The sequence below is a fragment of the Demequina gelatinilytica genome (assembly GCF_000971115.1).
Taxonomy (GTDB): Bacteria; Actinomycetota; Actinomycetes; order Actinomycetales; family Demequinaceae; genus Demequina; species Demequina gelatinilytica.
Map to the genome: position 1 here is coordinate 47,665 of NZ_BBLV01000012.1, position 26,847 is coordinate 74,511.

The 26,847-nt window shown below is 71.8% G+C and carries 21 protein-coding genes; 7 read left to right on the forward strand and 14 right to left on the reverse strand.

The annotated features are described in order from the left end of the window. Positions 1-17: 17 nt before the first annotated feature. Positions 18-2,612 carry an aminopeptidase N gene (gene pepN / locus AOM00_RS11065; protein ID WP_082096946.1) on the reverse strand — a complete coding sequence of 865 codons (2,595 nt, stop codon included), beginning with the start codon at positions 2,610-2,612 and terminating at the stop codon, positions 18-20. A gap of 298 nt (positions 2,613-2,910) precedes the next feature. Continuing rightward, positions 2,911-5,511: an aminopeptidase N gene (pepN, locus tag AOM00_RS11070; RefSeq protein ID WP_062517838.1), complete on the reverse strand. Its 2,601-nt coding sequence runs from the start codon at positions 5,509-5,511 to the stop codon at positions 2,911-2,913. Positions 5,512-5,598: 87 nt separating this feature from the next. On the opposite strand from pepN (AOM00_RS11070), the gene AOM00_RS11075 reads away from it, so the two are divergent. After that, positions 5,599-6,033 (forward strand): GNAT family N-acetyltransferase, encoded by a 435-nt coding sequence (locus AOM00_RS11075; RefSeq protein ID WP_062517839.1) that lies wholly within the window; start codon positions 5,599-5,601, stop codon positions 6,031-6,033. Between the two features lie 45 nt (positions 6,034-6,078). Here AOM00_RS11075 and AOM00_RS11080 read toward each other — a convergent pair whose 3' ends face one another. The 4 genes from AOM00_RS11080 to AOM00_RS11095 form a co-directional block, all read right to left on the reverse strand. Further along, positions 6,079-6,924, reverse strand: a complete 846-nt coding sequence (locus tag AOM00_RS11080) for a MetQ/NlpA family ABC transporter substrate-binding protein (RefSeq protein ID WP_062517840.1) — start codon at positions 6,922-6,924, stop codon at positions 6,079-6,081. 44 nt (positions 6,925-6,968) lie between these two features. Then, positions 6,969-7,649 carry a methionine ABC transporter permease gene (locus AOM00_RS11085; protein WP_062517841.1) on the reverse strand — a complete coding sequence of 227 codons (681 nt, stop codon included), beginning with the start codon at positions 7,647-7,649 and terminating at the stop codon, positions 6,969-6,971. Further along, entirely contained in the window at positions 7,646-8,638 is a 993-nt protein-coding gene (locus AOM00_RS11090) for a methionine ABC transporter ATP-binding protein (protein ID WP_062517842.1), read from the reverse strand. The genes AOM00_RS11085 and AOM00_RS11090 overlap by 4 nt, the downstream gene beginning before the upstream one ends. A gap of 349 nt (positions 8,639-8,987) precedes the next feature. Beyond that, positions 8,988-10,445 carry a GGDEF domain-containing protein gene (locus tag AOM00_RS11095; protein WP_062517843.1) on the reverse strand — a complete coding sequence of 486 codons (1,458 nt, stop codon included), beginning with the start codon at positions 10,443-10,445 and terminating at the stop codon, positions 8,988-8,990. Between the two features lie 68 nt (positions 10,446-10,513). On the opposite strand from AOM00_RS11095, the gene AOM00_RS11100 reads away from it, so the two are divergent. After that, entirely contained in the window at positions 10,514-11,893 is a 1,380-nt protein-coding gene (locus AOM00_RS11100) for an MFS transporter (RefSeq protein WP_082096949.1), read from the forward strand. Between the two features lie 39 nt (positions 11,894-11,932). Here AOM00_RS11100 and AOM00_RS11105 read toward each other — a convergent pair whose 3' ends face one another. After that, entirely contained in the window at positions 11,933-12,511 is a 579-nt protein-coding gene (locus AOM00_RS11105; protein ID WP_062517844.1) for a DUF3558 family protein, read from the reverse strand. 64 nt (positions 12,512-12,575) lie between these two features. Further along, positions 12,576-14,342 carry a chloride channel protein gene (locus AOM00_RS11110; RefSeq protein ID WP_082096951.1) on the reverse strand — a complete coding sequence of 589 codons (1,767 nt, stop codon included), beginning with the start codon at positions 14,340-14,342 and terminating at the stop codon, positions 12,576-12,578. A gap of 63 nt (positions 14,343-14,405) precedes the next feature. Between AOM00_RS11110 and AOM00_RS11115 the strand changes: the two genes are divergently transcribed. Then, positions 14,406-14,870, forward strand: coding sequence for a MarR family winged helix-turn-helix transcriptional regulator (locus AOM00_RS11115; protein WP_062517845.1), 465 nt, complete (start codon positions 14,406-14,408; stop codon positions 14,868-14,870). A 9-nt stretch (positions 14,871-14,879) separates the two neighbouring features. Here the strand turns inward: AOM00_RS11115 and AOM00_RS11120 are convergent, their stop codons facing one another. Then, positions 14,880-15,356, reverse strand: a complete 477-nt coding sequence (locus AOM00_RS11120) for a tRNA (cytidine(34)-2'-O)-methyltransferase (RefSeq protein ID WP_062517846.1) — start codon at positions 15,354-15,356, stop codon at positions 14,880-14,882. Between the two features lie 75 nt (positions 15,357-15,431). On the opposite strand from AOM00_RS11120, the gene AOM00_RS11125 reads away from it, so the two are divergent. The 3 genes from AOM00_RS11125 to AOM00_RS11135 are packed head-to-tail and all read left to right on the forward strand — an operon-like array spanning position 15,432 to position 20,087. Beyond that, positions 15,432-17,276, forward strand: a complete 1,845-nt coding sequence (locus AOM00_RS11125; protein ID WP_062517847.1) for an ABC transporter ATP-binding protein — start codon at positions 15,432-15,434, stop codon at positions 17,274-17,276. A gap of 39 nt (positions 17,277-17,315) precedes the next feature. Beyond that, positions 17,316-19,028: an alpha-glucosidase gene (locus AOM00_RS11130; RefSeq protein ID WP_062517848.1), complete on the forward strand. Its 1,713-nt coding sequence runs from the start codon at positions 17,316-17,318 to the stop codon at positions 19,026-19,028. A gap of 9 nt (positions 19,029-19,037) precedes the next feature. Then, a complete protein-coding gene (locus AOM00_RS11135; RefSeq protein WP_156159138.1) occupies positions 19,038-20,087 on the forward strand; it encodes a hypothetical protein in 1,050 nt (349 codons plus the stop codon). Between the two features lie 22 nt (positions 20,088-20,109). Here AOM00_RS11135 and AOM00_RS11140 read toward each other — a convergent pair whose 3' ends face one another. Then, positions 20,110-20,694: a hypothetical protein gene (locus AOM00_RS11140; protein WP_062517850.1), complete on the reverse strand. Its 585-nt coding sequence runs from the start codon at positions 20,692-20,694 to the stop codon at positions 20,110-20,112. Positions 20,695-20,850: 156 nt separating this feature from the next. Beyond that, entirely contained in the window at positions 20,851-22,788 is a 1,938-nt protein-coding gene (locus tag AOM00_RS11145) for a M13 family metallopeptidase (protein ID WP_062517851.1), read from the reverse strand. A 194-nt stretch (positions 22,789-22,982) separates the two neighbouring features. On the opposite strand from AOM00_RS11145, the gene AOM00_RS11150 reads away from it, so the two are divergent. Next, positions 22,983-23,435 carry a ribose-5-phosphate isomerase gene (locus AOM00_RS11150; RefSeq protein WP_062517870.1) on the forward strand — a complete coding sequence of 151 codons (453 nt, stop codon included), beginning with the start codon at positions 22,983-22,985 and terminating at the stop codon, positions 23,433-23,435. An 80-nt stretch (positions 23,436-23,515) separates the two neighbouring features. Here AOM00_RS11150 and AOM00_RS11155 read toward each other — a convergent pair whose 3' ends face one another. From AOM00_RS11155 to AOM00_RS11165, 3 genes are all read right to left on the reverse strand, one after another. Beyond that, positions 23,516-24,775: a GNAT family N-acetyltransferase gene (locus AOM00_RS11155; protein WP_062517852.1), complete on the reverse strand. Its 1,260-nt coding sequence runs from the start codon at positions 24,773-24,775 to the stop codon at positions 23,516-23,518. A 103-nt stretch (positions 24,776-24,878) separates the two neighbouring features. Next, on the reverse strand, positions 24,879-26,147 hold the full coding sequence (locus tag AOM00_RS11160) for a GNAT family N-acetyltransferase (protein ID WP_062517853.1): 1,269 nt from the start codon (positions 26,145-26,147) through the stop codon (positions 24,879-24,881). A gap of 68 nt (positions 26,148-26,215) precedes the next feature. Further along, on the reverse strand, positions 26,216-26,725 hold the full coding sequence (locus AOM00_RS11165) for a CoA-binding protein (protein WP_082096955.1): 510 nt from the start codon (positions 26,723-26,725) through the stop codon (positions 26,216-26,218). Positions 26,726-26,847 lie beyond the last annotated feature (122 nt).

A 26,847-nucleotide genomic window follows, 5' to 3' on the forward strand; every position in this document is an offset into this window, starting at 1 on the left:
CATCGTCCCTCGCCCCGCTAGGAGGCGGCGGCCATGCGGCTCGTGGTCTGCGCGATCTGCGCGCGGCGCACGTGGTCGAGCCCCTCGACCACCACCTTGCGCAGCACGCTCGGGGCATCGTGGTGGTCGGCGAGCCACTGCTCCAGGCGCCCCGCGAGGCCGTCGACGCGGCCCACGAGGTTCACGGGCAGCACGAGCCGCGCCACGCGGACGCCCACGAACCCCGCGTTCGCGTCGTAGTACTCGCGCAGCGAGCCGAGCAGGTCCTCCACCAGGGGCGCGAGCAGCGCGGGGTCGACCGCGCGCGCGAGCCCTGCGGCCATCTGGAACTGCACGGCGTTGATCGCGGGGCCGTCCGCAGGGCGCACCAGCGCATCCCATGCGGCCTGCTTGGCCTCGGGGCTCGCGATCGCGGCGCGCACACCCGCGGCGCGGCGCTGGCCTGCGGCGCTCACGTCGCGCGAGGCGTAGTGGTCGATCTCCTCGACGTCGATCCCGCCGGCAGCCGCGAGGCCCCCCAGCAGGTCCCACGTGAGGTCCGAGTCGATGTCGAGCCCCGCGACCTCCGCGGTGCCCTCGACGAGCGCCCGCAGGCGCAGGCCCTGCTCGGTGGTGGACGCCACCTGCGCGTAGCCCTTGAGCAGCTGGAGCTGGATGTCCGAGCCGTGCTCGGCCTCGCCCACCGCGTGCCAGAGCCGCTCCGCCGCCGCCTCCGTGATCTCCGCGACGTGCTCGGGTGCGAGGTAGCGACGCAGCGCGACCACCATGAGCTCGAGATGGGACTCGGCGGTCGCGGAGTTGAGCAGCCTCGGCGCGACGCTCAGCACCGCGTCGATGTAGCGCTGCGCTGCCAGCGATCCGTCGCGCGTCATGTGCCACAGCGCGTCGAGCACGGTGGCCTGCGCCATCGCGTCGTCGACATGCGCGATGTGCGCCTCGAGGTTGGCGAGCGACACGTCGTCGAGGTGGAGCTTCGCGTAGGTGAGGTCGCGGTCGTTGACCAGCAGCAGGTCGGGGCGGGGCCTGCCGGCCGCCTCGGGGACCTCGGTGAGCGGGCCGTCGAGCGTGGCGGGCACGGTCCACGAGCGCACGAACGTGCCCTCGGAGAGCTCGTACCCCGCGATCTCCACGCCATGGGGACGATGCACCGGGTGCTCGGCCGGCACATCCTCGGCGACCGCGAGGCGGGTAAGGGCTCCCGCATCGTCCGTCGCGATGATCGGGCGGAGCGTGGTGACGCCGGGGGTCTCGAGCCAGACCTCGGCCCACGAGTCGAGCCGGCTCTCCGCGGCGGTCTCGACCTCCGCGAGGAACTCGGCGAGCGTGGCGTTCCCATGGTGGTAGCGCTGCAGGTAGGAGGCGACGCCTCCGAAGAACGCGTCCTCGCCCACGAACTCCGCGAGCTGCTTGAGGGCCGACGCCCCCTTCGCGTACGTGATCATGTCGAACGCCGACACGGTGGCCTCGGTGTCCGGCACCTCGGTGACGATCGCGTGCGTGGTGGGGAGCTGGTCCTGCACGTACGCGACGGACTTGCGGTCCGCGGCGAACGTGACCCACGCGTCCTTCCACTCGGAGACCTCGGCAGCGGCCCATGTCCCGATGAACTCGGCGAACGACTCGTTGAGCCACAGGTCGTCCCACCACTTCATGGTGACGAGGTTGCCGAACCACATGTGGGCGAGCTCGTGGAGCACCACCACCGTGCGGAACTCGAGCTCCGCGGCGGTCGCGCGCCCGCGGAACAGGAGGCGGTCCTCGGAGATGGTGACGCACCCGATGTTCTCCATCGCGCCCAGGTTGTACTGCGGCACGTAGATCTGGTCGTACTTCTCGTACGGGTACGGGGTCTGGAAGACGCGCTCGTAGAGCTCGAGGCCCGCCTGGGTGTCCTCGAGCACGCGGTCGCCGTCGAAGTGCTGCTCGAGCGACGGGCGGCCGTAGACCCGCGCGGGGATCTCGCCGTCGGTGCCGTGCAGCACCCCCTCGTGGTAGGCGTAGGGTCCCGCGACCACCGCCGCGCCGTAGCTCGGGATCGGGACGGTCGGCCCGAAGGACCAGCGTGCGAGGCCGTGCTCGACGCCCGCCACGGTGACCGTCCCGTCGACGGGCTCGGGCTCCGGGGTGGGCGAGTTGGAGATCACGGCCCAGTGGTCGGGCACCGTGACGGTGAACGTGAACTCGCCCTTGATGTCGGGCTGGTCGAAGCATGCGAAGGCGGCGCGGGTGTCGTTCGCGGCGAACTGGCTGTAGAGGTAGACCTCGCCATCCGCGGGGTCGACGAAGCGGTGGATGCCCTGACCGTCGTTGCGGTACCCGAAGGCGCCCGCGACCCGCAGCGTGTTGTGCTCCTTCAGGCCCTCGAGCGGGATCCGTCCCTCCACGTGGAGCGCGGGGTCGAGGGGCTCGCCGTTGAGCTCGATCGCGTCGATGTCCGCCCACGCGGCCTCGATGAACGTGCTCGCCCCGGGCGTGGCGTCGAACTCGACGGTCGTGTCGGAGCGGAAGGTGCGGCCCGGGTCGCTGAAGTCGAGGTCGATCGCGTAGCGCGCGTGCGAGACCGTGGCGAAGCGCTCCGCGGCCTCCTGCTTGGTGAGGTTCATGCCTGGCATGCCACAAGTCTGGCAGTCCCCACCTCCCTCCGCTCCCGAAGTGGTGCCTCAGTGTCGCTTCTGCGCGATCCCGGGTCTGCAGTGGTGCGTGGTTGTCGGTGGCACGACTCAGGCGTCCGGTGAGACGGCGGCGACCACGGGACCCGCGCATCGTGCGCATGCGAAAGGCCGCCCCGGCGCGAACCGGGGCGGCCTCTCGCATCCTCGCCGCTCGAGCGACGGTGATCTACCACTGTGATGCCGGGACCCTCAGGATCCGACGATCACCGACCACTTCGGGGGAGACGCGGGTGGAGGATCAGCCCTCGAAGGCCAGGTCCGCCGCCTGGGCCTTGAGCGCACGCCGCACGCCGTCCGAGCCCTCGCGCACCAGGCGCTTGAGCGCATCGTGCGCGTCGGCGTTGGCCTCGAGCCATGCGAACGCCTTGTCCTGCAGGTCGGGCACGCGCCCCGCGAGCAGGGTCGGGTACAGGCCCTCGATGAGGTTCGCCGCGATCTCGTTGGTCTTGGTGCCGTAGATCCGGCGCAGCGCGTCGAAGTACTCGTCCACGTACGGCACCAGCAGACCGAGGTCGTGAGCGTGGTTGAAGCCCGCGATGGTCTCGTACTGCAGCGCGTTCGGGAGGTCCTTCTCCGCGTTGATGAGCGCGTCGAACGCCGCACGCTTCGCGGCCTCCGTCGCGACCGAGGCGCGGGCATGCGCGGCACGGCGCTGGCCCGAGGCGGTCGCGTCCTTGGTGAGCTGGACCTCGATCGCGACGTCGCCCGCACGGCCGCCGGCGGCCAGCGAGATCAGCAGGTCCCACGTGAGGTCCGCGTCGATCGCGAGGCCGTCGATCTGGATCTTGCCGTCGATGAGCGCCTGGACGGTGTCGAACATCGAGTCGACGCTCGCGAGCGAGGCGAAGGCCTTGACGAGCTGCAGCTGGCTGTCCGAGCCGGGAGCCGCGGCCACCATGAGCCGCCAGATCTCGCGCGCGGCGGCCTGCTGCACCTCCTCGGTGCGCGTCGGGTGGACGTACAGCGCGATGGTGGTCTGGAGCTGGCGGAGCATCACCAGCACCGTGGTGGACTCGGTCTCCTCGCCGATGTTCTTCAGCACCAGGTCGACGTACTGGCGCGCGGGCATCTCGGCGTCGCGCGTCATGTCCCAGGCGGCCGCGAGCACCATGGAGCGGGCGAGCGGATCCGTGAACTTGGACACGTGCTCGACCGCGGTTGCGAGCGAGGCCTCGTCGAGACGGACCTTGGCGTACGCGAGGTCGCCGTCGTTGACCAGCACGAGCGCGGGACGGGCCTTGCCCACGAGCGCCGGGATCTCCGTCAGCTCGCCGTCCACGTCGACCTCGACCGACCAGGTCTGGGCGAGGACGTCGTCGCCCTCGTCGTCGACCGCCAGGTCGTAGCCGCCGATGCGGAGACGGTGCGGGCGCTGGGTCGGCCACTCGGCGGGCACCTCCTGGGCGACCGCGAAGGACGTCATGACCCCCGCATCGTCCGTCTCGATGACGGGACGCAGCGTGGTGACGCCGGCCTTCTGGAGCCACACGTCGGACCAGCCGGACAGGTCGCGGCCGGACGCCTTCTCGAGCTCGACCAGCAGGTCGTTCAGCGTCGCGTTGGAGTGGTGGTGCTTGCGCATGTACTCGGCGACGCCCGCGAAGAACTCGTCCTGGCCCACCCACGCGACCAGCTGGCGCAGCACGGAGGCGCCCTTCGCGTAGGTGATGCCGTCGAAGTTGACCTCGACGTCCTCGAGGTCCTTGATGTCGGCCATGATCGGGTGCGTCGACGGCAGCTGGTCCTGGCGGTACGCCCAGGACTTCTCGAGCGCGTTGAAGGTCACCCAGGAGTTCTTGTAGCGCGTGACCTCGGCGGTCGCGAGCGTCGAGGCGAACTCCGCGAACGACTCGTTGAGCCAGAGGTCGTTCCACCACCTCATGGTGACCAGGTCGCCGAACCACATGTGCGCGAGCTCGTGCAGCACGGTGACGGTGCGGCGCTCGACGCGGGCCTGAGCGGTCTTGGAACGGAAGACGTAGTCCTCGAGGAACGTGACGCAGCCCGCGTTCTCCATCGCGCCCGCGTTGAACTCGGGCACGAAGATCTGGTCGTACTTCTCGAAGGGGTAGTCCGTCTCGAACTTCTCCTCGTAGAAGGTGAAGCCCCGCTGCGTGTCATCGAGGATGACGTCCGCATCGAGGTGCTGCGCGAGCGTCTTGCGGCAGTACACGTTGGCGCTCAGCGTGCCCTTGCGGGACTCCACCGTGCCCTCGACCTCGTGGTACGGGCCCGCGACGATCGCGGTGACGTAGCAGGGGATGCGCGTGGTGGGGGAGAAGGACCAGCGCGCCTTGGCGTGCTCGGTGCCGGCGACCGTGATGGTGCCCTGCGCGGCCTCCTTGGCGGACGGCGAGTTGGACAGCACGTGCCAGTGCTCGGGTGCGGTCACCGTGAAGGAGAACGAGGCCTTGAGGTCGGGCTGCTCGAACACCGCGTACACGCGGCGCGTGTCGGCGACCTCGAACTGCGAGTAGAGGTAGACCTCGCCGTCCTCCGGGTCGACGAAGCGGTGGAGGCCCTCGCCCGTGTTCATGTACGCGCACGTCGCGTCGACCACCAGCTCGTTGTCCGCGGCGAGGCCGGGGAGGGAGATGCGCGAGTCGGCGAAGTGGGTCGCGGGGTCGAGCTCCACGCCGTTGAGCACGATCCGCTCGACGCTGGGCGCGATGAGGTCGATGAACGTGCTCTCGCCGGGGGTCGCGGTGAAGCGCACGGTCGAGGTCGAACGGAAGGTGGTGTCCGACGAGGTGAGGTCGAGGTCGACGGTGTAGGTGTCGACGGCGACGATGGCGGCGCGGGCCTCGGCCTCGGCGCGCGTGAGGTTGGTACCTGGCATGGCGCGATTCTGCCACGCGTCGGTCCGGCTCAGCACGGCACGCCGATAGCAGGGGCGACGATGCCCCCTGCGGGGTAGCGTCGTCGGATGGGCGACTCCTCCGATCGGATCCGGCCCGCGGTCGGCGCGGACGGCGCGGCGCTCGCGGCCTTCGCCTCGGAGCTGGCGCTGGGCGCGCGCCCGTCCCCGTCCGCGGCCGCGGACGCGCTGTCCGCGTTGCTGGTCCGCGCGGACGCTGCCGTGCTCGTCGCCGAGCGTGCGGGGACGCCGGTCGGGTACCTCGTGGTGCAGCGCCAGCCGGCGATGTTCGCCGGCGGCGCCGTGGCCGTGATCACGGAGCTGTATGTGGCGTCCGAGCGTCGCGGCGAGGGGCTCGGACGAGCGCTCGTCGAGGCGGCCGAGGCCGCGGCGAGGCGTTGGGCCGTGGCCTGCATGTGGGTCGCGACGAGCCGCGCTCAAGGGTTCTACGAGTCCCTGGGGTTCGCGGCCACGGCGACCTTCCTCAAGAAGCCGCTCGGCTGACGCGACGGGGCCCCGCGTGCGACGCGGGGCCCCGTCGCGGAGGGTTCAGGCGCCCGGGAGGACGTCGCCCGACGGCCAGGTCTCCGTGATGAAGTCCGTGACCTCGTCCGAGTGCAGCAGATCCTCGAGGATCGCGACGCCCTCGTTGGTGGTGTCCGCGCGCCACACGAGCAGGTTGGCGTTCGGGTTGCCCTCGACGGTCTCGACCAGCAGCGCGTCGTCCGTGTTGAGGCCGGCCTGCAGGATGAAGTTGCCGTTGACGAACGCGAGGTCGATCGCCGGGTCCTCGATCTGCTGGACGATCACCTCGGGCTGGTTCTCGACGAACACGAAGCCGTGCGGGTTCTGCTCGTCCGTGAGGTTGATGGCGGAGGACTCGTCCGTGACGCCGTTCAGCAGCCCCGCCGAGTCGAGCAGGCGGAGGCCGCGGAGCTGGTTCGCGACGTCGTTGGTGATCGCGATGGTGGCGCCGTCAGGGAGGTCCTCGATCGCATCGTGCTGGGTGGAGAACGCCGCGTACGGCTCGATGTGGACGCCCTCGCCGTGCTCGAACTCGTAGCCCTTGTCCGCGATCTGCGACTCGAGGTACGGCAGGTGCTGGAAGTAGTTCGCGTCGAGCTCTCCCGAGTCGAGCGCCTCGTTGGGCAGCACGTAGTCGTCGAACTCGACGATGTCGAGGTCGATGCCTGCCTCGGCGGCGAGGTTCTCGTCGATGAACTCGAGGATCTGGGCGTGGGGGACGGGGCTCGCCCCGACGGTGACCGTGATGAGGCCGTCGGACGCTGCGGCGTCCGCCTGGTCCGAGGCCGAGTCCGCGCCGCAGCCGGCCAGGCCGAGCGTGGCGATGCCGGCGACCGCGGCGGTGACGAGGGGGGTGCGCGTGAGACGCATGGGGGTTCTCCTTTGTTGGGGTGGTTCGTGAGGGACCGGACGGTTCAGCGGTGGTCGGCGCGGCGCGCGAGCGCGTCGCCGAGGGCCTGCACGGCCTGCACCAGCAGGACGAGGACCACGAGGACCGCGATCATCACCTCGGGCTGATAGCGCTGGTAGCCGTAGTTGTAGGCGAGGCGCCCGAGGCCTCCGCCTCCCACCAGGCCGGCCATCGCGCTGTAGCCGACGATGGTCACCACGGTGGTGGTGACGCCCGCGATCAGCGAGGGCAGCGCCTCGGGCAGCAGCACGCGGGTGACGATCTGGCGGCGGGTGGATCCCATCGCGTTCGCGGCGTCGACCTTGCCCGGCGCGACCTCCCGCAGCGAGGTCTCGACCAGGCGGGCGAAGAAGGGGACCGCCGCGACCGTGAGGGAGACCGAGGCCGCGATCGGGCCGATGGACGTCCCCACCAGCGCCTTGGTCACGGGGATGAGCGCGAGCATGAGGATCGCGTAGGGGATGGACCGCGTGATGTTGACGATGACGCCCGACAGCACCGCGCTGACCGCGCGGTTCTCCGCCAGGCCGCCCCGAGCGGTCACCACCATCGCGACGCCCAGCGGCAGCCCGAGCGCGACGGTCGCGATGCTCGCGATCCCGACCATCTGGGCGGTCTCGAGAGCGGCAGGGCCGAGCGCCTCGGTGATCGCGGGGTTGGCGAGCAGGTTGTCGATCCAGCTCATCGGGTCACCTCCTGGGCCTGGGCGCCGTGCGTGGTGAGGGCATCGACCAGGCGCGCCGGCGATGTCCCCGGAGGCGCGACGAGCCGGAGACGGTGGAAGGTGACGCCGCCGAGCGTCTCGACGGTGCCCGCGACGATGCGCGGCGCGGCACCCAGTTCGCGGGTCGCGGCGTCGAGCGCGGACCCGCGGGTCCCGTGGCCCGGAGCCGAGGTGCCGAGCGCGTCGAGCGCGTCGACGTCGCCGTCCTCCAGGTCCCCGGGAAGGGCGAGCAGCGATGTGCTGAGCCGGCTCCCGAACGCCGCGACCACGTCCGCGAGCGGGCCGGACTCGACGATCGCGCCGGCCTCGAGCAGCGACACCGTGTCGCAGATGCGCTTCACCACGTGCATCTCGTGGGTGATCACGAGCACCGCGAGGCCGAGCCGCTGCTTGAGCGAGGCGATGAGGTCGAGGATCTCGTCCGTGGTGCGCGGGTCGAGCGCGCTCGTGGGCTCGTCGCACAGGAGCACGTCCGGATCGGTGGCGAGCGCGCGGGCGATGCCCACGCGCTGCCGCTGGCCGCCGGAGAGCTGCGCGGGATGCGCGCCCGCCGCCTCGGACAGCCCGACCAGCCCGAGCAGCTCGAGGGCACGCGCCCGGCGCTCGCGCCGGCTGACCCCGGCGATCTCGAGCGGGTAGGCGACGTTGTCGAGCACCGTGCGGGAGTCGAACAGGTTGGCGTGCTGGAAGACCACGCCGAGGCGGCGCCGCGCCTTGCGCAGCTCGCCCGCCGGCACCGAGGCCAGGTCGACGCCGTCGATCTCGACCGTGCCGGATGTGGGGCGGTCCAGCAGGGCGAGGCAGCGCACGAGCGTGGACTTGCCGGCGCCCGACGGGCCGATGACGCCGTGGACGGAGCCGGCGGGCACCTCCAGGCTGACGCCGGCGAGGGCATGGATGTCGCGTCCGGCCTGGGAGTAGACCTTGGCGAGGTGGGTGACGGAGATCAACGCGTGCCTTTCGGAGGGGAGATCCCGGGTCGGGATCGAGGGCGAAGGTGCGCGCAGGCGTCGCCGAGCAGGGCGGCGGCCCGCGGCGGGTGTGAGCGGAGGGGCGTGAGCGGCAGCGACCCCGGCGGGAGGTGCCCGTCAGAGGAAGGGTGCGGCTATGCGCAGGGGGTTCGGCTCAGGTGCGTCAGCACATTCGCATGCACATGGGCGCCGAGGCAGCGAGGATCGCGCGGGCGGGCATCATGAGCATGGTGAACACGGAGGGGAAACTACCGTGCCCACCCGGAACGGACAAAATCGACGATGCGATCGCACCCGCCGCGCATGACTTCCGGCGGAGCGCCGCACCTCAAGCCTGCGCGCGCTTGTCCTGGTACATCGCGCGATCCGCGCGACGGAGCAGCGTGTCGAGCGCGAGCGGCTCTCCTGGTCGCGCGACGGCGAACCCGACGCTCGCGCCGACGCGGGCCGGGCCGTCGCTCAGCGCGAAGGGCTTGCCGAACGCGGACACGATGCGCGCGGCGGCGGACTCGGCGATCGCCGTCGTGGCCTCGGTCTCCAGGACGGCGACGAACTCGTCGCCGCCGAGGCGCCCGACCAGGTCCCGACCGCCGGTGCGGCTCAGCGCGGCGAGTCGACGGCCGACGGCGGTGAGGAGCTCGTCGCCGGTGACGTGCCCGCGCGAGTCGTTGATCTGCTTGAAACCGTTGAGGTCGACGAACAGCACGACCGCACCCGGTGCCGTGCCCGCGGCGACGCGTTCTGTGAGCGCCGCGAGGTGCCGCTCGACGGCGCGGCGGTTGGGCAACCCGGTCAGGCCGTCGTGGTCGGCGAGGTACCGCAGGCGCGCTTCCGCCGCATGGTGCGCGGTGGCGAGCTGGCTCACGCGCACGAGCACGAGCGTGATGACCACGAGGTGCGCGAACGCTCCCGGGAGCCAGTCCACGGAATGCCCGGTGACGGACCTCGTCACGGCGATCAGCGGCGTGCTGGTCAGCGCCAGGCCGAGCGCCAGGATCCGCAGGCGCGTGAGGCGCCGCGACCGCGGCGGGCCGACCGTGAACGCCTCCGGGCCGGCCGGATGCGCGATCGCGGCCCAAGCGGCGGCGTAGCCGAGCGCCCAGCCCGCCCCGGCCCACCACGGCGGCGCGCCCGTGACGGGATCGCTCGCGACGAGCGTGAGCGTGTTGCTGGTGAGGGCGAGCACGATCGCGAGCACGAAGCCCGCGAGGGCGGGCAGCGCCGATCGCGGCACCGAGCCGTTGAGCGAGACCCCGATGACGATTCCGGCCGAGGCGCTCAGCAGCGTGGTGATCGCGAAGACGTAGATCCGGTCGCCCGCGGCGCCGCCGCCCTCGAACGCGGGTGCGAGCAGCGCCAGCCAGAGGGCCGCGGCGCCGGCCACGCCCGCGGTGGCCGCATCGAGCACGCTGCCGACGTCGCGGCGCACGGACGGCACGATCGCGAGGAACGCGGCGCCGAGCAGCAGCAGGTAGGCCGTCCCGATCAGCAGCTGGCTCTCGGGACGGGGAGCGACGTGCGCGCCGCCGATGGGGACGGTGACGAGCCAGAGGATGTTGGCCCCGGTCAGCAGCATGAAGCCCGCGAGCAGGAGGCCGTACACGAGCCGCGCGGAGCCGGTGGTGCCGACCATCCGGACCACCACGATGCCGCCGACGACGAGGCTCAGCGCGGAGATGGTGATGCCTCGTACGAGGCCCGAGCCGGCCAGGTACAGGACGAACCCCAGCACGGCGAGCGCGGTCGCGCACGCGGCGACGCGCCGCGTGCTGCTGATGAGGGTCACGCCCCTCCCATCGACCGCTGTGCGCGCGAGTGGAGGGGTACGTCCTACGGCCGCCCTAGACTCGGCCGGTGACCCAGGAACCGCCCGGCGCATCGCCCGACACCGAAGCCCCCGCATCGTCCCGTCGCGGGCTGTCCCGCCACCTGGTGGACATCGCGCCGCTCAAGGCGAGCCCCGCGTTCGCGCGCCTGTGGATCGGCGGCGCGATCTCCGGCGTCGGTGCGTTCATGACCACCGTCGCGGTGGGCCTGCAGATCTACGACATCACCGAGTCGACGTTCGCGGTCGGGCTGGTGGGCGGCATCTCGCTCCTCCCGATGATCGTCGCCGGCCTGTGGGGCGGCATGATCGCCGATGTCTTCGACCGCCGCCGCGTGCTCATCGTCGCGTCGCTCAGCTCGTGGGCGTCGATCATCGCGCTCGTCGCGCTCGCCTTCTGGGAGCTCCACCTCCAAGGCGAGGGCACCCACGCCCCGGTGTGGCCGTTCTACCTGGTCACCACGGTCAACGCGATCACCTCGACGGTCCAGAACGCGACGCGGGGCTCGGTGGTGGGGCGCCTCCTGCCGCCCGAGCTGCTGAGCCGGGCGACGGCGCTCAACGGCATCTCGTTCGGCGCGATGGTCACCGTGGGGCCCGCGCTCGCGGGAGTGCTCGCGGCGACCATCGGCCTGCCGTGGACCTTCGCGATCGACGCGGTGCTGTTCACCGCGGGCTTCCTGGGCATCTGGATGCTGCCGCCGCTGCCGCGCCTGGGGGAGAGGGTCGAGGCGGGCTGGCCGGTGCTCAAGGAGGGCCTCGCGTTCCTCAAGAACGCGCCGAACATCCGCATGAGCTTCATCGTCGACATCGTCGCGATGACCTTCGGACGCCCCTACGTGCTGTTCCCCGCGCTCGGTGCCACGGTCATCGGCGGCGGGTCGCTCACCGTCGGCGCCCTCACCGCCGCCGGCGCGATCGGCACCATGCTCACCAGCCTCTTCTCGGGCCGCATCGCCCACGTCCATCGCCACGGCATCGCGATCTCGCGCGCGATCCAGGTGTTCGGCGCGTTCGCGGTGCTGTTCGGCGTGATCACGCTTCTCGCGGTGCGCGGCGACCACGCGCCGGGCGAGGGCTGGGCCGGCACCGACTTCTCGATGCTGATCCTGCTGGGGCTCGCGATGGCGGGCATGGGCGCCTCGGACGAGCTCAGCGCGATCTTCCGCCAGACAATGATCATCCAGGCCGCCCCGGACGAGATGCGGGGCCGGCTCCAGGGCGTGTTCATCGTGGTGGTGACGGGCGGCCCGCGTCTGGGCGACATGTACGCCGGTGCGCTCGCGGCGGTGACGGCGCTGTGGTGCCCGCCGCTCCTGGGAGGCATCGTGGTCATCGCGCTCATCGCGGTGCTGACGCGCGCTCAGCGGGCGTGGCGCGACTACGACGCCCAGGCGCCGACGCCGTGAGGCCGTGATGGTCGAGCGCCGCGTCCGCGGCGCTCGACGTCAGGACGATGCGAGGTTCTTCGCGACCTTGCGTGCGATCTCGAACGTGATGTCGCCCGCGGTCGAGCCGTCCGTCGCCGGACGGATGTAGGAGACCTTCACGAAGTACTCGTCGACGCTCATGCCGAGCGTGCGGCGGCTGGGCGTGGTGTACGCGTCCGTCGCACCCGCGATGCTGCGCTTGACGTCGCGGGTCTTGCCGAACGCCTCCTCCGCGAGCGCGCGGTGCGCCGCGACGTCGGGGTAGCCCCAGTTGACCTCGACCTGCACGCGCGGCTCGGACTTCTGGTCGCTCTTGGGGCGCCATTCGCAGATGTTGCGGCCGTCGTTCGACAGCGCGTTGTTGAAGCGCCCGGCCGCCATCTGCGTGCCGACCATCGAGGACAGGGTCTTCTTCTTGATGAGGTCGCACGGGTCCACCGTGCCCTCCGGCGCCTGGGCGTCGACCACCTCGGTCGGCAGCGCGGTCGGCGACGCGGACACGCTCGCCGAGGCGTCGCTTCCCAGCGGCGTGCAGCCTGCGAGGAGCACGATGCCGGCGATCGCGGCGGCGCAGGCGGGCAGGAGGCGAGGCGTCATGGAGGTCCCTTCGGTCACGAAGAGGTTAGCAACCGCCCGCGCCGGGGACGTGACGCCCCAGGTCTCAGCGGGACGGCGACGCGAGCCTGCGCAGCACGGCGTCCTGATGGAGCCATCCGACGAGCGCGTCGCCCTCGACCACGGCCAGACCGTCCGTCGCCTCCTCGTCGAGCAGGCGGTCGAGAGCGTCGTCGAGCGTGTCGTGGGGGCCGACGCCCGGTCGGCGCTCCACGAGCTGGCCCACGATGACCTGGTCCGCGTCGTCGTCGCCGGTGAGGGCGCCGGCGGCGGTCGCGGAGGTCACCACGCCCAGGTAGCGCCCGTCGGCGCTCACGACGGGAAGCACGTGGCGGCGCGCGTCGACCAGCCGGTCGACGGCCTCTGCCGCGCTCATGCCGCGGCGGAGGGTCGGGGGAGCGGCGCCCATGACGTCCCGCACCGCGACGTCCTCGAGGGCTCGCGTGTCCGCGCGCTTGGTGATGTCGATGCCGCGGCGGCGCAGCTTGAGCGTGTAGATCGAGTCGTGCGACAACGCCCCTGAGAGCACCGTCGAGACGGCGACCGCGAGCATGAGCGGGAGGATGATCGTGTACTCGCCGCTGAGCTCGAACAGGATGAGCACCGCGGTGATCGGCGCCCGCGACGCTCCGGCGAACACCGCGGCCATGCCGACCACCGCGTAGGCCCCCGCGTCGAGGTCGAGGCCCGGGAGGAGCGCATCGGCCCCCTGCCCGAAGGCCGCCCCGAGCATCGCGCCCAGGAACAGCGACGGCGCGAACACCCCTCCCGATCCACCCATGCCGATGGTGAAGGACGTCGCGATGATCTTCGCGACGAGCATCGCCAGCAGGAACCACACGGCGTACTCGCCCAGGACCGCGCCCTCGAGCACCGGGTAGCCCACGCCGTACATCTGCGGGACGGCGAGCAGGATGAGGCCCAGCCCGAGCCCGCCCACCGCGGGGCGCAGCCACTCCGGCCCTCGCCACACCGCGTCCCACGCATCCTCGATCCTGTACAGCACCCGGGTGAACGTGACGCCCACGAGCGCCGCGAGCACGCCGAGGATCACGTAGAGGCCGTACTCGGCGAGGTGCGAGACATGGAACTCGGGGAGCACCAGGAAGGGCTCGTCGCCCAGGAAGATGCGTCCGATGACCGAGGCGGTGACGGCGGAGATGACGATCGCGCCGAAGGACCGGGCCGCGAGCGTGCCCAGCAGCAGCTCGAAGGCGAAGAAGACGCCGGCGATGGGCGCGTTGAAAGTCGCCGCGATGCCTCCCGCGGCGCCGCACGCGACCAGCATCCGCACCCCGTTCTCGTCGAGCCGCGCGGCGCGGGCGAGCGAGGATCCCATGGCGGACCCGATCTGCACGATCGGCCCCTCGCGTCCCACCGAGCCGCCCGAGCCGATGGTGACCGCCGAGGCGAGCGCCTTGACGAACGCGACCTTCGCGGGGATACGGCCGCCGCGGCGGTGGATCGCGTACATCACCTCGGGGACGCCGTGCCCGCGGGCCTCCTTGGCGAAGCGGTGCACCAGCGGGCCGTAGACCAGGCCGCCGACGGCAGGGGCGAGCACCACGAAGAAGCCGCCCAGCCAGGGCAGCCACGGGTGCGCCGGGTGCCCGGTGGTGCCGGCGTAGTCGGCGTGCCCGGAGAAGATCCAGGTCGCGGTCTCGACGAGCCACCGGAACGCGATCGCGCCGAAGCCTCCGAGGACGCCGACCACGACCGCGAGCGCGATGAGCACGGTGTTCTCGGAGCGCGATGCACGGCGCAGGAGGCGCCCGGGTCCGGTCGGGGTGGCGGCGCGCGATGGCACGGGCATGTCCTCACTGTTGTAGCGATGCAACTTTGGGACCTTAGCAGGCGCAGGCACTACCGTGGGTCCGTGCCACACGACGCCGCCCACGCCACCGCCGCCACGCTCGCCTCCTCGCGCGCGCTGCTCGGCATCGTCGCCCGCTCGCTTGCGCCGGCCCTCACCGAGGTCACGGTGCCGCAGTTCCGGGTGCTCGTGGTGCTGTCGCAGAGCGGTCCCCTCCGGATGGGCGATCTGGCCGTGCGCATCGGCATCCATCCGTCGACTCTCACGCGGACCGTCGAGAGGCTCGAGCACGGCGGCTGGATCGTGCGGACCCCCGTGCCGGACAACAGGCGGGAGGTCCGCTCGAGCCTCACGGAGGCCGGGCAGACGCTGGTCGCCACCGTCACGGAGCGCAGGGTCGCGATGATCGCGGAGGTGCTCGACGGCATGGCGCCCGACGAGCGCGCAGCGCTGCGCGTCGGGATGGAGGCGTTCGCGCGGGCGGCGGGGGAGCCGCAGCCGCAGGATCTGCTCGAGCTCGGGATGTGAGCCTCGGGCTCACTCCATGTCGGTGAAGCCCAGCTGGCGTGCCGCCTCGTAGATGACGATGGACGCCGCGTTCGAGAGGTTGAGCGAGCGCCTGCCCGGGAGCATGGGGATGCGCACCCACGACGTGATGCGGGGGTGCTCCAGCACCTCGTCGGGCAGCCCCGTGGGCTCGGGCCCGAACAGCAGCACGTCGCCCGCGGTGTACTCGAGGTCCGTGTAGGTCACGTCGGCCCTTGCCGTGAAGGCGTAGACGCGGGCCTCGGGGAGCTCGTCGAGCATCGCGTCGAGGCCGGGGTGCACGGTGACCGTCGCGAGGTCGTGATAGTCGAGCCCCGCGCGCCGCAGTTTGGAGTCCTCGAGCTCGAAGCCCAGCGGCTCGACCAGCCGCAGCGGCGCCCCGGTGACGGCGGACAGGCGGATCGCCGATCCCGTGTTCTCCGGGATGCGGGGCTCGAAGAAGGCGATGGAGGGCAGGGCGACGGGCATGGCGCCAGTGTCCCACGGAGGTCCTAGGCTCCATGCATGAGCCATCCCGCACCCGCCGGCAGCCGCCGCGCCTCCATGGGCGGGATGCCTGGGCGCGGCGTCGCGAGCCGTGACGAGGACGCGCAGCGCGCCCTCAACGCCGAGGCGCCCGAGATCCCCGACCTGTGGCCTCGTGTGATCGCGCTGTTCCGCCCCTATCGCGGCGCGCTCCTGCTGACCGCGGCGCTCGTGATCGCGAGCGCCGGCGCGACCGTGGTGCCGCCCCTCATCGTCGAGCGCATCTTCGACCGCGCGCTGTTCCCGCCCGACGGGGACCCGCAGCTGCGGCTGCTCGCGGAGCTGGTGACCGTGATGATCGCGATCTACATCGTGACCGCGGGGCTCCAGGTGTGGCAGACCTGCCTCACCGCGTCGGTGGGCAACCGGGTCACGGGCGATCTGCGCGAGCGGCTGTTCGCACGGCTCCAGTCGATGGAGCTCGCGTTCTTCACGCGCACCAAGACCGGCGTGATCCAGTCGCGCCTCCAGAACGATGTGGGCGGCGTCTCGGGCGTGCTCACCACCTTCGTGTCGAGCATCGTGGGCAACACCGTGACGGTCCTCGCGAGCCTCGTCGCGATGATCCTGCTCGACTGGCGCCTCACCATCCTCGCCGTGATCCTCATGCCGGCGCTCGTCGCGGTCCAGAGGCGGGTGGGCCGCGTGCGCGCCCGCATCGCATCGCGCACCCAGGAGTCGCTGTCGGAGCTCACGGCGATCACCCAGGAGACGCTGTCGGTGAGCGGGATCCTGCTGTCGAAGGTCTACAACCGGCAGAGGCTCGAGACCGACCGCTTCCGTGCCGAGAACGCGACCCAGATCCGACTCCAGGTGCAGCAGGCGATGACGGGCCAGTGGTTCTTCGGCCTCGTCACCATCGTGATGTCGTCCGTGCCGGCGGTGATCTACCTCGCCGCAGGCGTCCTCATCGAGCGTGGTTCGAGCGTGCTCACCGCGGGAACCGTGGTGGCGTTCACGGCGGTCCAGTCACGCCTGCTGTTCCCGCTCATGGCCCTCATGCGTGTCGCGCTCGAGGTGCAGACCTCGCGCGCGCTGTTCGCGCGCATCTTCGAGTACCTGGACCTCGAGCCCGCGATCCGCGACGCGGACGATGCGGTGGGCGTCGAGGAGGCGCCGGGTCCGCTGGGCGCGGTCGAGTTCCGCGACGTCGAGTTCCGCTACCCGGGCTCGCGCGACGACGCCCGTCCCACGCTCGACGGGGTCTCCTTCCGCGTCGAGCCGGGCACCACCCACGCATTCGTCGGCCCGTCCGGGGCGGGCAAGACGACCGTCGTCTACCTCGCCGCGCGCCTCCACGAGGCGACGGGCGGCGCCGTGATGTTCGCGGGCGCGGACGTGCGCCGGCTGCGCCACGAGTCGGTGGTCGACCACGTGGGCGTCGTGTCGCAGGAGACCTACCTGTTCCACGCGACCATCGCGGAGAACCTCCGGTACGCGAGGCCCGACGCCACCGACGCGGAGCTCGAGCAGGCGTGCCGGGACGCGAGCATCCACGAGGCCATCGCGTCCTTCGAGCACGGCTACGACACCGTAGTCGGAGAGCGCGGGTACCGGCTCTCGGGCGGCGAGAAGCAGCGCATCGCTATCGCGCGCGTGCTGCTCAAGGACCCGCCCGTGCTGCTGCTCGACGAGGCGACCAGCGCGCTCGACACGGTGTCCGAGCGCGTGGTCCAGTCCGCGCTCGACCGCGCGGCGCAGGGGCGCACCACGCTGGTGGTCGCGCATCGGCTGTCGACCGTCGCGCGTGCGGACGTGATCCACGTGGTCGAGCAGGGGCGCATCGTCGAGACCGGCACGCACGCCGAGCTGCTCGCCAGGGGCGGGCTCTATGCACGTCTCGCGGCCCAGCAGGCGGACTAGGGTGGACGGAGCCCCGCCCGACGCCGAGAGGAGCCTCACGTGAGCGACGACTGGTGGAAGTCCGCCGTGGTCTACCAGGTCTATCCCCGCAGCTTCCAGGACTCCGACGGGGACGGCGTCGGCGACCTGCGCGGGATCCTCAGCCGCCTCGACCATCTCGAGTGGCTGGGGGTGGACGTCATCTGGCTGTCGCCCATCTACGCGTCGCCGCAGGCGGACAACGGCTACGACATCTCGGACTACGAGGCGATCGACCCGACGTTCGGCACGCTCGACGACTTCGATGCCCTGCTGACCGCGGCGCATGCGCGCGGCATCAAGATCGTCATGGACCTGGTGGTCAACCACACCTCCGACGAGCATCCCTGGTTCCTCGAGTCGCGGTCCTCGAAGCGCAGCCCCAAGCGCGACTGGTACTGGTGGCGTCCTCCCCGCGAGGGCTTCGAGCCGGGTGCCCCGGGTGCGGAGCCCACCAACTGGCGCGCCTTCTTCTCGGGATCCACGTGGGCCTACGACGAGGAGTCCGGCGAGTACTTCCTCCACCTCTTCCACCCCAAGCAGCCCGACCTCAACTGGGAGAACCCCGAGGTGAGGCAGGCCGTGTACGCCATGATGAACCGCTGGCTCGACCGCGGCGTCGACGGCTTCCGCATGGACGTCATCAACCTCATCTCCAAGGTGCTGCCGCTGCGCGACGGGGAGCCCCTGCCCGGAGGGCTCGGCAACGGCTTCCCGCTCTACGCGTGCGGACCCCGCAACCACGAGTTCCTGCAGGAGATGCACCGCGAGGTGTTCGCGGGGCGCGAGGGTCGCTTCCTCACCGTGGGCGAGACGCCGGGCGCGACGGTGGACGATGCCGTGCTGTTCACGGATCCCGCGCGTGCCGAGGTGGACATGGTGTTCCAGTTCGAGCACGTGGACGTCGACCACGGGCCGCTGGGGAAGTTCGACCCGCAGCCGCTGGACCTGGTGCGTCTCAAGGCGATCCTGGGGCGCTGGCAGGCCGCGCTGGGGGAGCGGGGCTGGAACTCCCTGTACTGGGACAACCACGACCAGCCGCGCGTCGTCTCCCGCTTCGGTGACGACCGCGACCACTGGGCCGCGTCCGCCAAGGCGCTCGCGGCCGTGCTGCACCTCATGCGCGGCACGCCGTACGTCTACCAGGGCGAGGAGCTCGGGATGACGAACGCGGGCTTCACGTCGATCGACCAGTACCGCGACATCGAGTCGCTGGGGGCCTACGACGAGCTGCGCGCGATGGACGTGCCCGAGCAACGGATCCTCGACGGGCTCGCCGCCATGAGCCGCGACAATGCACGCACGCCCGTCCAGTGGGACGCGTCGCCGCACGCGGGCTTCACCACGGGCACGCCGTGGCTGCCGGTGACGGCGAACCACGCGTGGCTCAACGCGGAGGCGCAGCGCGCGGACCCGGACTCGGTCGCCGCGTTCTACCGGGCGCTCATCGCGCTTCGCCATGACGAGCCCGTGGTCGCGCACGGCACGTTCGCGATGCTGCTCGCCGAGGACCCGCAGGTGTTCGCCTACCGGCGCGTGCTCGGCGACGCTGTGCTCACCGTCGCGGCCAACCTCTCCGGGCAGGATGCGACGGCGCGCGTCGATGCGGCCCACGGCTCCCTGGTGCTCCACAACCTGGGCGCCGACACGACGCCGTACCCGGCCGGAGCCGGGGAGGTCCCGCTGGGGCCGTGGGAGGTCAGGGTCTACCTGGCGCGGCAGGCCGCTCGCTAGAGTCCTGGCATGGCCTGGGGGAGACTGTCGGCGCCGGCGTGCGCCATCGCGGTGCTGATGCTGGCGGCGGGGTGCGCTCCCACGGCCGACGGTCCGGGGTCGACGGGCGGGTCCCCCTCGCCCGCCCTCATGCGCTCGAGCGATGCCTCGCCGGCGGCGACCGCCGTCACCGAGGATCCCGCGCCCGCGCCTACGGCGACCGCGACCGGGATCGTGCCGCCGGACCTCGCGACGGTGCCGATGTTCGCAGGCTACGCAGGTGCGAGCGAGGATGTGGCGGCGGTGCTCACCCTCGCCGAGAGCTGGCGCGTGGGCCTCGCCGCCCAGGCCTGCATGGAGCGTGCCGGCTACGAGTGGGATCTCGAGGTCGCGGCGATCGGCACCGATACGGCGGCCGCCCTCGAGCAGCTCGGTCGGGACCCGGGCGGTTTCGGTGCCGCGCTTCGCGCACCGCTCACCTCGCACCATCCCAACGACGAGCGCTACGCCGCCCGGGGCGAGGCCGCGCACGCGGATGCTCTCCGCGCGTTCTACGGTGAGGAGCTGCTCGCGTCTCCCGGCCTGTCCGGGCTGGTGGTCGACGGCAACCGCGTCACCGGTGCGGACTACTACGGCTCGCTCATGCCGGGCGGCTGCTACGGCGAGGGGCTCGACGCCCACGCCGTCGAGTACCCGTCGGAGGCGCTGGCGGCGGAGCTGGCCACCGTCATTCTTGGTCTGCGGGAGTCCGAGGACCTGGGAGCGGCGCGCGAGGACTTCGCGCGCTGCGTCCGCGTCGAGGGGATCGACGCCGACGTCGACCCGGCACGCGAGGAGCAGCTGGTGGTGCTCGAGGAGAGCGACGAGGGCTGGGCCGCTCTCGATGCATGCTGGCCGGGCTTCCAGGCCGCCGAGCAGGAGCTGAGCGCGGAGACGGTCGACGCCTTCGTGGCGGAGCACGCCGGGGAGCTGGCCGAGTCGGCCGAGCTGGCGGCCCGGGATCTCGCCGCGTTGGAGGCCGACCCCGCGTTCGCCGAGTTCGTGGACACGTTGTCCGCGCAGCTCGTGGACGCCTCGTGACGCACGCCGCGCCGCGTCGCGCCTAGAGGTTCGCGACCGCCACCTCGGCGATCGCCACGGTCGTGGCCGTGACGTCGGACGGATCGGCGGACATGTAGGAGACCTGCAGGAAGTCGTCGCCGACGCGCATGCCGACGATCGACCCCGCCGCGACGGAGTAGGCGTCGGTCGCGCCCGCGACGTCCACATCGGCCGTCTCCCCCAGCCACTCCTCGGCGGAGTCGCGCTGCGACACCGCGTCGCCCACACCGGGGAGCACCAGCACCTGGACGATCGCGAGCGTGTCCCCGGTGTGCGTCCAGTTGCACACGTGCTGGAGGTCGCTCGACAGCTCCGCGTCGAAGATGCCCTCGTCGAAGGCCAGCCCGGTGATCTCCTCGAGGTCCGCGGCGTCGACGAGCGCGCACACCTCCGCGTCGCCTCCCGTGGCGGCGTCCGTGGCCTCGCCGCTCGGATCGTCCGTCGAGACGCCGGTCGTGTCGGCACCCTCGGTGCCGCTCGCGACCTCGTCGACGATGGGCGGCGCGTCGCCGTCCCCCGTGCAACCCGCGAGGCCCAGCGCGCACGCGCCGACCACGAGCGCCACCGTCGCCGTCGTCCTGCCCATCCCGGACCCCCTCGCCCGTGTCGCGCCCCCTACCGACCGGTCTAGCACCGCGACGACGCCTCCGCGCGCCGCGGCCTCGAGCGCTCCGTACGACCCCGGACGCGCATCGGCCCGGGATCCGCGTGGGAGCCCGGGCCGATGCGCGTCAGGTGGCGATCACCAGATCGAGACGCGCTCCTCGGGGTCGAGCCACAGCGCGTCCTCGGCGGTGACCTCGAAGGCCTCGTACCAGGCGTCCATGTTCCGGACGATGCCGTTGACGCGGAACTCGCTCGGCGAGTGCGGGTCGGTGGCGAGCCGCGTCACCAGGGCCTCGGAGCGGACCTTCATGCGCTCGGTGAGCGCGTAGCCGATGAAGAAGCGCTGCACCGCGGTGAGGCCGTCCAGCTCCGGCGCCTCGGAGATGGGGTGCCCGAGCGCGATCTCGTAGGCCTTAAGCGAGATCTCGACGCCCGCGAGGTCGCCGATGTTCTCGCCCACCGTGAGCGCCCCGTTGACGTGGTGCGAGCCGTCGAGCTGCTTCGGGGAGTAGCCGTCGTACTGCGCGATCAGCCGCTTCGCGCGCTCCATGAAGGCCTCGCGGTCCGCCTCGGTCCACCAGTCCTCGAGCGCGCCCGTGCCCGAGTACTTCGAGCCCTGGTCGTCGAAGCCGTGGCCGATCTCATGCCCGATCACCGAGCCGATGCCTCCGTAGTTGACCGCGGCGTCGGCCTCCGGGTGGAAGAACGGGGGCTGGAGGATCGCGGCGGGGAACACGATCTCGTTGGCGACGGGCAGGTAGTAGGCGTTCACCGTCTGCGGCGTCATGAGCCACTCCGAGCGGTCGACCGGCTTGCCGATCTTGGCCCACTCCCAGTCCTCCTCGAAGGCGCTCGCGGCGCGCACGTTGCCCACCAGGTCCTCGGGCGAGACCTCGAGGCCGGTGTAGTCGCGCCACGTGTCGGGATAGCCGATCTTGGGCGTGAACTGGCGCAGCTTCTCGAGCGCCTTGTCCTTGGTGCCGGGGGTCATCCAGTCGAGCGACTCGATCGAGACGCGGTACGCCTCGATGAGGTTCGCGACCAGCGCGTCCATCTGCGCCTTGTACTCCGGCGGGAAGTGGCGCGCGACGTACTCCTGACCCACGAGCTCGCCGACCACGCCCTCGACCAGCCCGACCGCGCGCTTCCAGCGCTCGCGCTGCTCGGTCGCGCCCGACAGCACGGTGCCGTAGAAGTCGAAGCTCGCCCGCGAGAGCTCCTCCGTGAGGTAGCCGGCGCGCGAGTTCACGATGCGCCAGCGCAGGTACGCCTTCCACGTGTCGAGCTCGGTCTCCGCCCAGATCTTGGCGAACGCCGTGAAGTAGCTGGGCTCGCCGACCACGATCAGCTCGTGCGCGGCCTCGGGCATGCGGATCGCCTCGGCCCAGGTCGCCCACGCGAAGCCCGGCGCGTCCGCGGCGAGGCCCGCGAGCGTGGTCGGGTTGTGCGTGAGCTCGGCCTCGCGGGTCTTCACCACGTCCCAGTGCTCGCGCGCGATCGCGGTCTCGAGGCCCACCACGGTGGACGAGTCGAAGGCCAGCCCGGTGAGGCCCGCCATGCGGTCGACGTGCGCGACGTACTTCTCGCGCGTCTCAGCGTGCGCATCGTCGCGGTAGTAGGCCTCGTCGGGCAGGCCGATGCCCGACTGGCCCAGGTAGACGACGTTGCGGTCCGGGTCGAGCCGGTCGGCGAACACGTAGTAGCCGGCGGCGCCGGACACGCCGTCACGCTGCAGCTCGCCCATGACGCGGGCGAGGTCCTCGTGGCTCGTGGCGGCCTCGACGCGGTCGAGGTCCGCCGCGAGCGGGCTCACGCCCAGAGCGTTGACGCGCTCGACGTCCATGAAGCTCGCGTACAGCGCGCCGATCTGCGAGGTGCGCTCCGCCTCCTCGATGATGACGCGGACCTGCTTCTCAGCCTCGTCGCGCAGCGTGTAGAAGGAGCCGTCCGCGGCGCGGTCGCCGGGGATCTCGTGGGTCTCCTCCCACGGCCCGGAGATGTAGCGGAAGAAGTCGTCCTGCGCGCGGACGGTGGGGGAGAACTCGGACGTGGAGATGCCGGTGCGAAGCGTCATGTGCTCCACCCTAGGCGCGCGTCCCGTCATCGCAGGGGCCGTTTCGCTCACGGCGAGGACGGGAACAGCCGGGCGCGCAAGCGCTTACCCCGACGTACGGTGCACGATGCGGTGCGAAGGCGTGCACGGATCGTCGGGATCGTGGGTGGTGGCAGGGCGCGATGGGGTGCCGCCGCGCTGGCACAATGGGCGCCATGCGCCTCCACATCGCCGCGGACCACGCGGGCTTCGAGCTCAAGCAGCACCTCATCGCCCACCTCTCCGAGGCCGGCCACGACGTGGTCGACCACGGCGCGCACGAGTACGACGCGCTCGACGACTACCCGCCCATGTGCATCGCGGCCGCCGAGGCCGTGGCGGCGAGCGACGGCGCCGAGCTCGGCATCGTCATCGGTGGCTCGGGCAACGGCGAGCAGCTCGCCGCCAACCGCGTCACCGGCATCCGCGCCGCCCTCATCTGGTCCGTCGAGACCGCCAAGCTCGCGCGTCAGCACAACGATGCTCAGATCGGCTCGATCGGCGCGCGCATGCACTCGCTCGAGGAGGCCACCGCGATCGCGGAGGCGTTCCTCGCCGAGCCGTTCTCGGGTGACGAGCGCCACCAGCGTCGCATCGACCTCATGAAGGACTACGAGGCGCGGCGCTGACCTGCGCCCTGTGAGGTGCCGAGTGCCCAGAATCGCGTGATCCGGGCGCTCAGCACCTCCTAGCGCGCGAGGCCGGGACCCTAGAAGTCCCAGTTCGCCAGCGGCGCGACGGGGGAGAGCATCGCGGTGGCGAGCTCGCGCGCCCGCCCGGGCGTGTGCTCCTGCACCAGTCCCGCGCGCACGAGCGCCTCGAGCGACGTACCGCCCAGGTAGCACTGCGACAGGTGACGGATGTCCATGCTGAGATCCGGAGCGTCGTCCGTGCGTGAGACCCGTGCGTCGCCGCCCGCGATCCGGATCCGCCAGGTCCCCGCGTTGCCGGGCACGTGCTTGTCGGCGAGCTCGACCGCCACGTCGCAGTCGTGGACGTAGCCGCGCGCCTCGAGCGCGGTGGGGACGTCGAGCAGGCGCACCCACAGGTTGTCGATGACCTTGGAGCGCACCCCGCGAGGGTCCTTGAGCTGGTGGAGCAGAGGATCGTCTGTCGCGAGGTTCTCGGTCATCGTCGTCTCGACCAGGTCGAAGTCCGTGAGCGTCTGCCACAGCCGCTGCGATGCCGCGGGGGTGAGCGAGCCGTGCTCGCGCACCTGGCAGACGCCGTCGTGGATGCCGACCGACGAGCGAGCATGGCGGCGGAAGAACGCGTAGGCGACCGGCTCGCCCGCGTCCTCGACGATCGCGAGGCGCCACCTCTCCATGCCGCGCCGGTTGCCCACCGGGTCCGTGAAGCGGGCGTTGCGCCCCGAGCCGACCGCGTTGATGACCGTGCCGGGCCGGTCGAGCTGCGCCTGGAGGCCGGCGACCAGGTCGTCGTGCGCGTCGAAGGAGGCGCGCTCGAGCCGCACCGTGAGGTCGTCCGCGCCGTCGACGGCCCACATCCGCGCGCCGCGGGGGATCTCGGCCTTCACCGTCTGCGAGCCCATCCCGTAGCCGAAGCGCGCGTAGATGGGCGCCTCCATCGCGTACAGCACGGACACCGCCTCGCCGCGTGCCAACGAGCGCTCGAAGTGATCGTGGATCATACGGGTCATGAGCCCGCGGCGACGATGCGCGGGGTGGACACCCAGCCACGACAGCCCCGCGGTGGGCACCTTGCGTCCGCCCGGCACCACCATCTCGGTGCCGAAGCTCGCGTGGACCGCGGCGACCTCGCCCACGCCGCCGCGTCGCGCATCGGTCACCTCGAGCGCGCGGGCGCGCTCGACGGGCAGCGCGTCCACGTAGTCCTGCCGGTCCTCGCGCAGCCATTCGCCGACGAAGGCCCACTGGACCACGTCGAAGAACTCGTCGAGGCGGTCCTCGGAGATCGAGATCGGTCGGTATCCCTCTGCCTTCTTCATCCCTCCACCGTGACATGGACCGCGGGTCGGCCCAAATCCTGTGGCCTTGCTCACCCGGAGGAATACGACCTGGCAGAGGATCGGGAGCGGGCGAAGGAGGGTGTCAGAAGAACAGGTTGCAGACGGGGGCCGACGTCGACTCGAAGGCGGCCGCGAGCGCGTGCACCGCACCCGGCGTGCGCTCCTCGACCAGCCCCGCGGCGGCGAGCGCCGCGAGGCTCACGCCGCCCAGGTAGGCGGCCGAGAGCTCCTGCACCCCGATCACCACGTCCGGCTCCTCGCCCGGGGCGGACTCGACGTGGCCCTCGCCGTCGCGCGAGGTGACGCGCCACGGGCCCCCGTTGTCGTGGAACAGCGGATCGGTCACCTGGATCACCGCGTCGACGGGGCACAGGTACTCGCGCGCCGTGAGCGCCGCCGGCACGTCCACGATGCGCAGCCAGATGTTGTCGCGGACCCGCGCGCGAGCCGCGCGGGGATCCTCGAGCAGCCACAGCAGAGGATCGTCGAGAGCGAGCGGGCCCGCCTTCACGATGCCCATGAGGTCGAGGTCCAGGAGCACGGACCACAGGCGATGCGCGGCCGCGGGCCCGGAGGCGCCGAAGGACCACGTGTGCACGGTGCCGCCGGGATGGCCGTCCTCATCCCATTCGCCCTCGCGGCGGAAGAGCGCGTACGCGACCGGCTCGCCGTCGGCCCCCTCGATCAGCGCCACCCGCATGCGTTCGCTGCCCCGGCGATGCGCGAGGGGATCGGCGAAGCGTGCGCGCAGGGCCTCCTGGTGGTCCAGCGTCGGCGTGCCCGGCCTGTCCAGGCGCCGCTGGATCCTTGCGATCGCGGCACCGTGCCGCTCGAGGCTCGCGTCCTCGATGCGCACGCGGAGCGCGTCCGAGCCGTCCACGGGGCGCAGCGATGCGCCGCGCGGCGCACGCACGTCGATCTGACGTGCCGCGAGGCCGTAGCCGAAGCGCTGGTAGATCCCCGTCTCCGCGGCGTAGAGCGCGGAGGCGACCTCACCGCGCGCGCGGGCGTCGGCGAGGTGGTCGCCCATCATCGCGCGCAGCAGCCCGCGCCTCCGGTGCCCGGGATGCACACCCACCCAGGTGAGACCCGCGACGGGCACGAGCGAGCCGCCCGGCACGCGCATGCGGAACGTGTAGGACGCGGCCACGCCCGCGAGCGTGCCGAGGTCGCCGTGCGATGGATCCTCGATCTCGAACGCGCGCGTCCGCGAGAACGGGATCTCCGACGCGTACGCCTCGATGTCCTCGGGGCGCATGTCCCCGGTGAAGGCCCACGTGTTCACGGCGAGCATCTCGCTCGCGCGGTCCGAGGTGAGCGAGATCAGCCTGTACCCGGGTGTCACGGACATATCGACATCGTGTCACCCGGGACGATGCGCGGCGCGGCGGGGGACCGGCGCGCCGCGCCGGGAGCGCCTCAGAGGGCGCGGAAGGAGGTGATGCGGTCCTCGAGGCGCCGGTACTCGACCTTGATGCAGCGGTTCTGCACCGCGAGCAGGCCCGCGGCGCGCGCGCTGGCCATCGCGTCCGCATGGGAGATGCCCAGCTGGAGCCAGACGGCCTTGGCGTTGGCGGCGACCGCGGCGGAGGCGATCGCGGGGGTGTGCTCCGCGCGTCGGAACACGTCGACCATGTCGACCGTCACCGGGATGTCGCTCAGCGAGTCGTAGAAGCCGTGCCCCAGGATCTCCTCGCCCGCGGCGGCGGGGTTGACCAGGTAGAGCTCGTACGGCGTGTGCTCCATGAGCCACACCGCGATCTGGTAGCTGGTGCGCGACGGGTTGGGCGAGGCACCGACGATCGCGACGCGGCGTGTGCGCGCGAGGGCGAGCGCGAGCTCGTCGTCACCCGGGGCGTCGGAGAAGACGGGGGCGGGGCAGGACTCGGCGGCGGCCTTGCGGTGAGGGTCGAGGCTGATGTGCTCCATGGCTCCGGAACGTATCAGGCATACGCGCCATTCCGTCGTCCGTGTGCTCCGGCGCAGGGAATGCGGCACGGTCCGGATCGGTTGGCCCGACTGGACGGCGCCGCGATCCTGCGGTGCCGCGA

Bases quoted from the DNA above. Each gene is read 5' to 3' on its own strand.
- pepN (WP_082096946.1), bottom strand. From the start codon at position 2,612: ATGCCAGGCATGAACCTCACCAAGCAGGAGGCCGCGGAGCGCTTCGCC.
- pepN (WP_062517838.1), bottom strand. From the start codon at position 5,511: ATGCCAGGTACCAACCTCACGCGCGCCGAGGCCGAGGCCCGCGCCGCC.
- AOM00_RS11075 (WP_062517839.1), top strand. From the start codon at position 5,599: ATGGGCGACTCCTCCGATCGGATCCGGCCCGCGGTCGGCGCGGACGGC.
- AOM00_RS11080 (WP_062517840.1), bottom strand. From the start codon at position 6,924: ATGCGTCTCACGCGCACCCCCCTCGTCACCGCCGCGGTCGCCGGCATC.
- AOM00_RS11085 (WP_062517841.1), bottom strand. From the start codon at position 7,649: ATGAGCTGGATCGACAACCTGCTCGCCAACCCCGCGATCACCGAGGCG.
- AOM00_RS11105 (WP_062517844.1), bottom strand. From the start codon at position 12,511: ATGACGCCTCGCCTCCTGCCCGCCTGCGCCGCCGCGATCGCCGGCATC.
- AOM00_RS11110 (WP_082096951.1), bottom strand. From the start codon at position 14,342: ATGCCCGTGCCATCGCGCGCCGCCACCCCGACCGGACCCGGGCGCCTC.
- AOM00_RS11120 (WP_062517846.1), bottom strand. From the start codon at position 15,356: ATGCCCGTCGCCCTGCCCTCCATCGCCTTCTTCGAGCCCCGCATCCCG.
- AOM00_RS11125 (WP_062517847.1), top strand. From the start codon at position 15,432: ATGGGCGGGATGCCTGGGCGCGGCGTCGCGAGCCGTGACGAGGACGCG.
- AOM00_RS11135 (WP_156159138.1), top strand. From the start codon at position 19,038: ATGGCCTGGGGGAGACTGTCGGCGCCGGCGTGCGCCATCGCGGTGCTG.
- AOM00_RS11140 (WP_062517850.1), bottom strand. From the start codon at position 20,694: ATGGGCAGGACGACGGCGACGGTGGCGCTCGTGGTCGGCGCGTGCGCG.
- AOM00_RS11145 (WP_062517851.1), bottom strand. From the start codon at position 22,788: ATGACGCTTCGCACCGGCATCTCCACGTCCGAGTTCTCCCCCACCGTC.
- AOM00_RS11150 (WP_062517870.1), top strand. From the start codon at position 22,983: ATGCGCCTCCACATCGCCGCGGACCACGCGGGCTTCGAGCTCAAGCAG.
- AOM00_RS11155 (WP_062517852.1), bottom strand. From the start codon at position 24,775: ATGAAGAAGGCAGAGGGATACCGACCGATCTCGATCTCCGAGGACCGC.
- AOM00_RS11160 (WP_062517853.1), bottom strand. From the start codon at position 26,147: ATGTCCGTGACACCCGGGTACAGGCTGATCTCGCTCACCTCGGACCGC.
- AOM00_RS11165 (WP_082096955.1), bottom strand. From the start codon at position 26,725: ATGGAGCACATCAGCCTCGACCCTCACCGCAAGGCCGCCGCCGAGTCC.